Consider the following 5,194-nt stretch of genomic DNA (forward strand, 5'->3'; position numbering starts at 1 on the left):
CCCTGCCCTCCGCCAGAAGCTGCGACCTATAGAAACGATCCGCGGATTCCACAGGCACATCACCTGATCACGCAGATGGGACGGGTTGCCCCCACATTCCAGGCGATGCACGAGATGGGAGCCTGGATTCCCAATGAATGCGGCGTTGCCTTTCCGCTCAGCTTCCGGGCACAGCATCTAGCAGGCGAGTTTCAGATCCCCAGCTACGCGACCTGGCTGTTCGCGGCTGATCAGAAGCCCGCATATGCATACTACCGCCGGCTCCTGAAGCTGCTTCAGTGGAAGAACCCGCGCAGTCACTGGCTCCTGAAGGCGCCGGAGCACCAAAGCTTCCTGCCCACACTGTTCGATGTTTTTCCGGATGCTCGCGTGATCGTCACGCACAGGGACCCGGTCAAAGCGCAGGGCTCGGTTACCAATCTGTTGGGCACAATCTACTGGATGCGGAGCAACAAGCCGTTCGACGCCAAGGCCTTTGAAGAACTCCTGACGCCAGAGGGCACCGCCGCGCGCCTCAACCAGATGATCGACTGGATCGAGAACGGCGACATCCCGGCAGATCAGCTGACGCACTCGCAGTATGCAAAGCTGGTTGAGTCGCCAATCGAGGCTCTGGAATCGCTCTACTCTGGACTGGGATTTCAGTTCACGGATGAAGCACGCACGGCGGTCGAGGCCTATCTCCAGCATAAGCCCAAAGGAAAATTCGGCGCGCACACCTACGCGGTCGATCAGAACGACCGGACGCGCCAGCTTTTCAAAAGATATCAAGACTATTTCAACGTAGCGAGTGAGGGGTAGACCAATGGACCTGGGTCTTAAGGGGAAAACTGTCGTTGTTACCGGCGGCAGCGGTGGCATCGGGCACGGCCTTGTGGTTGAGTTCGCCCGCGAAGGCGCCAACGTTATTTCCGCGTCACGCGATGTCGCTACAGGCGAAAAGTTGGCGGCGCGCGCGAAGGAGCAAGGCTGCACCGGGACGATCCTTCCCGTGGCAACCGACGTGACCAAGCGTGAAAGCGTTGATGCAATGGTCGCGGTCGCTCATGAGCGCTTTGGCCTGATCGACGTTCTGGTGAACAACGCCGGCGGCGTCAAAAGCAATTACAACTTTGAAGACCTCGACGACGAGACACGACGCTGGGAGATCGCACTTAATATCGATGGCGTCGTCAATTGCACCCTCGCCGTTGCACCAGACATGCTGTCGCGAAATACCGGCAGTATTATCAATATTTCCTCGAACTCTTCGCTGCTGGGCGAAGCTGCTCAGAGCATCGTTCATTATGGCGCTGTCAAAGGGTTCGTAAACAGTCTGACCAAGACTCTGGCCTATGAGTGGGGCCCAAAAGGCATCCGGGTGAACACCATTGCGCCGGGCTGGATCGTCCCGAAGAGCAATGACGACATTGCGTCAGGAAGCTTCTGGAACCGTCTCGATCTGGGTACGCCCGAAGGCATGCAGCAGGCCTTGGAGAACGGCTCGCTCTTCAATATGAGCACGCTTCCCATCAAGCGGCTGGGCCGCCCTGAGGATATTGCAAATCTTGCAATGTTCCTGGCGTCTGACGTGTCCGGCTACATTACTGGCCAGCTGATTTCGGTCAGCGGCGGCGTGTACATGCCATGAGGTTGAGCGACAAGATCGCCATCGTCACCGGTGGTGGTGGTGAAGGCGGCATCGGCGCTGCAATCGTCGAGCGCTTCATCCAGGAAGGCGCGACCGTCGTGGTTGCCGACATCGACCTGAAGAAGGCCGAAGGCGTGGCCCGACCGCTCGGGGAAAGAGCTATCCCCTGGCAATGTGATGTCACGTCATCGGATGCCGTCAACAAACTGGTCTCGGAAACCGTATCCCGTTCCGGACGCCTCGATGTCTTTGTAAACAATGTCGGCTTCACACTGCCAGGCCGCATTGTCGAGCTATCGGACGCGGTATGGGATACGGTGATTGCGGGCAACCTGACCTCGACCTTCTACGGTGTCCGTGCCGCACTTCAACAAATGCGCAGACAGAAGTCCGGATCGATTATCAACATCGCCTCTGCTGCAGGCATTGGCGGCGCACCTGGTCTTGGGGTCTATGGCGCAGCAAAGGCCGGTGTCATCAATCTGACGCAATCGGCAGCAGTCGAGAACTTCAAGGCGGGCGTGCGTGTCAACGCGATCCTGCCTAACGCCGCGACCAAGCCGCTGCTGGAGTGGTTCGAGAGCACGCCGGACGGCCGGGACACCAAGGCTGCCATCGAGAACTATGCACGCTGCGGTGCGCCGCATGAGATTGCAGCGGCAGCGCTGTTCCTGGCATCGGCTGACAGCAGTTATGTGAACGGCGCAGTCTTGCCTGTCGATGGCGGGCTGTCTGCCCGTGTCGGATGCGTAGATGCCAAGATCGATTGATCCCACCCCTGCCCTGCGTCCCGAGCGCAAGGTTCTGCAGTGAAGGAACTGAGCATGACCGCTGATCATGATATTGCATTGCGCAATGCGTGGAACCAGTTCTGCGACTCCCTGAAGGAGGCTGGCGATATCGCGTTCCGCGAGACGGCTGCGAGCAATCCTGTTGATCGCGCGGCTGGAATTCGTCTGTTGTCACGCAATATTGCACTCGCGCTGGCGTTCGAGATGGAGAACAATGACCCTCTCCATCCCGAAATCATGCACTACTTCGATCCGATGCGAAAACAGGGCGGCGACAATACCGACGCCCTGTATGTGGGCGCGCCGATCAACGGCACCGACACCTACCGCGTCACAGGTAACCGGGGAACGGCGCGCTATTTCAGCGTCACGGTCGTTGAACGCGGCGATACGCCCTGGGGCGGCGCCGTGCCCTCCGTGCTCTTCGGCGACGACCTGGAAGTGGATGAGGGCGGCAATTTCGAGTTATGGGTGAGCCCGGATCCGCATCCCGGCAACTGGATCAAAACGACGCCCAGCACGTTCCGCCTGACCTTCCGCCAGTTCTTCGCAGACTGGGAGGGTGAGAAGCCGATGGAGGCGCGCATTGATCGCCTGACCGGTGACGGAACACCGCCGCAGCTGACACCCGAAACGCTGGTCGATGGTCTGGCATCAGCGTCCCACTGGCTTCGCTGGTCGGCCACTTACTGGGCGGACATGATTGACAAGTGGAAGGTGCAACCAAACCGCTTCCTCTCCTATCGTCAGCTGGATGACAACAAGATCGACGCCACGCCCGGCGGTGAGCCGCTGATCTCTTATTGGAAGCTGCCCAAGGATGAAGCACTGATCATTCGGGTTCGCCCACCGAAGGCTCAGTACTGGGCCGTCGAGTTCGGCAACTACTGGTGGGAGACGATGGATTACCGCTATCGGCTTTCCAACACGAACTGCCATTATGCGGTGCTCGAGGACGATGGCGAACTGATCGTCGTGGTCAGCCACCAGGACCCTGGCGTTCCCAACTGGCTGGATCCATCTGGACATAGCGAGGGGTATGTAACTTTCCGTTGGATGATCGCTGAAGACTACCCGGTGCCGCAGTGCCAGCAGGTGAAGGTCAGCGAACTGTTCGATCACTTGCCCCATGGCATCAAACGGATCAACGCCGAGGAGCGCCGGGAGCAACTGGCAGGCCGCCGTCGCGGCATAGTTCAGCGTTTCAAATGGTAGACAACAGGCAGTTCGTTTGAAGGCCCAGACTGGAATCGGCCGCACAAACCAGTCACGGCAAGTGCGGCCGTTTTGGGACGGGTCTTGACCTCAATCTTCGCGTAAACAGAGCCAACCGACGCGATGCTTTATTCGAAGCACCGCTGCCGCCAGTTCGTGTTCGATGAGCTTGTTTAAGGCGGCTCTGAAGCACAATCCCAAGCTGCGGGGATGATGTCGCGCTGATAATCTGCATACTGTACAGTAGATCTACTGCACCGAAAATATGAATAGATTTCAGCATTTTATGAAGAAACACTGTACTGTACAGTAGCACTGTTGATCTACAGTACACTTCATTTTTACGGTATTTAGGTATTAACCATCTGAAATCGCTATTGTTTTTTCGAGCAGTTCAGTGCGTAGGGTGTGCCTGCTGTACCGACTTGCGCCCGGCTGGTCGGAGCGCTTCCGGGCGATCCTGGCCAAAGGGGAAGGGCCGTGCTTTGCAGGCATGCGAGAGCGCGCGCCTGCGCGGCTCCCGGCGATCCGGCTTGAGCTTGTACAGGTGAATGTCCGGCTCGGCTCAGCAGCGGCAATGACGCGTTTGAACGGGTAGGCCGCGCAGCCGCTGACCGCTCGCAACCCTGCCTGACAGCCTTCTCTTGCGCCGCCCGAACAGGCCGCAGGGCTGCTCGGGCGGCTCACCAATCCATGCAAAAAGCCCGACCGTGGGGCCACGGTCGGGCGAGCGGACAGCGGTGCTTATGAGGACGGGTCAGGCGCGCTTCGGGCGAGCGGCGATCCTGTCCGGAGCCTGATCGGCCGCGTTGAAGGCATGCAGGGGAATGCCCCGCTTGCGCAGGCGCTCATACAGATAAACCTGGTTCTGGCTGCCCTCGCACAGCACGGCCTCGACGATGTGCTTGAGGGACAGCATCTGGTCGCAGCGGCGAAACCCGGCGCGCTTGCCATGGCGCTGCCAGTTGGGCTGAAAGGCAACGACATGCACCCGGGCCCGGCGCGCCCAGTGCAGCGCAATGACATCGGCGCCCTGGGGCTGGCCGGTGGTGATCAGGACCATGTTGGGAATGCGCTGCCGGATGGCCTCGAGCGTCCGGGTGATCAGGCCGATGTCATGCCAGAGCGTGCCGCCGGAGAACAGGACAAGGGGGCCTTCCGGCGCGATCGCATCGCGCTGTTTTTGCCGCATACCGCGCAGATAATCGGCCGCCTCGATCAAGCTGGCGGTGTGTTTGGCATGCAAAACGCTGGCGCGCCGGGTGGGGACAAAGGCCCGGCCGGTCTCGGCTTCCCAGGCGGCGATCGCCCGGTCTTGCAGGGCGCAGGCCACCGCATGGACCTCCTCGAGCGAGCGGGCAAAGACGGTCTGGTCTTCCAGCTCGCTTGTGGCGGCTTCGCTGCCGTCATAGCCGTCCTGCAGGTCGCGCAAACGGTCGGCGGCATCCTGCCAGTCCCGCCGGCTCCGCTCGGCCGTCGTGACCAGGGCCAGCACCAGCCCGGTTGTCAGCTGCGGCGCGGCCGGCTCCATCCGGGTGCCGCGCAACAGGTCAAAGAG

The 5,194-nt window shown here is 60.2% G+C and carries 5 protein-coding genes; 4 read left to right on the forward strand and 1 reads right to left on the reverse strand.

Going from position 1 to position 5,194, the window contains the following annotated elements; all coding sequences use genetic code 11:
- From VIG90_RS18685 to VIG90_RS18700, 4 genes are all read left to right on the forward strand, one after another.
- Nucleotides 1–801: sulfotransferase (locus tag VIG90_RS18685; RefSeq protein ID WP_331595032.1), on the forward strand; the 801-nt coding region annotated here is incomplete at its 5' end.
- 4 nt (nt 802–805) lie between these two features.
- Nucleotides 806–1,630: an SDR family NAD(P)-dependent oxidoreductase gene (locus VIG90_RS18690; RefSeq protein WP_331595033.1), complete on the forward strand. Its 825-nt coding sequence runs from the start codon at nt 806–808 to the stop codon at nt 1,628–1,630.
- A 2-nt stretch (nt 1,631–1,632) separates the two neighbouring features.
- Nucleotides 1,633–2,400 carry an SDR family oxidoreductase gene (locus tag VIG90_RS18695; RefSeq protein WP_331595034.1) on the forward strand — a complete coding sequence of 256 codons (768 nt, stop codon included), beginning with the start codon at nt 1,633–1,635 and terminating at the stop codon, nt 2,398–2,400.
- 54 nt (nt 2,401–2,454) lie between these two features.
- Complete coding sequence (locus tag VIG90_RS18700; protein ID WP_331595035.1) at nt 2,455–3,636, forward strand: DUF1214 domain-containing protein; 1,182 nt, start codon at nt 2,455–2,457, stop codon at nt 3,634–3,636.
- A gap of 757 nt (nt 3,637–4,393) precedes the next feature.
- Here the strand turns inward: VIG90_RS18700 and VIG90_RS18705 are convergent.
- On the reverse strand, nt 4,394–5,194 hold an 801-nt coding region (locus tag VIG90_RS18705; RefSeq protein WP_331595036.1), incomplete at its 5' end, for a DUF2493 domain-containing protein.

Origin of the sequence: Pedomonas sp. (genome assembly GCF_036515995.1) — a bacterium.
Classification (GTDB): Bacteria; Pseudomonadota; Alphaproteobacteria; order Sphingomonadales; family Sphingomonadaceae; genus Pedomonas.

What these genes read in the sequence shown, in the direction of transcription:
- VIG90_RS18690 (WP_331595033.1), top strand. Translation starts at nt 806, where the DNA reads ATGGACCTGGGTCTTAAGGGGAAAACTGTCGTTGTTACCGGCGGCAGC.
- VIG90_RS18700 (WP_331595035.1), top strand. Translation starts at nt 2,455, where the DNA reads ATGACCGCTGATCATGATATTGCATTGCGCAATGCGTGGAACCAGTTC.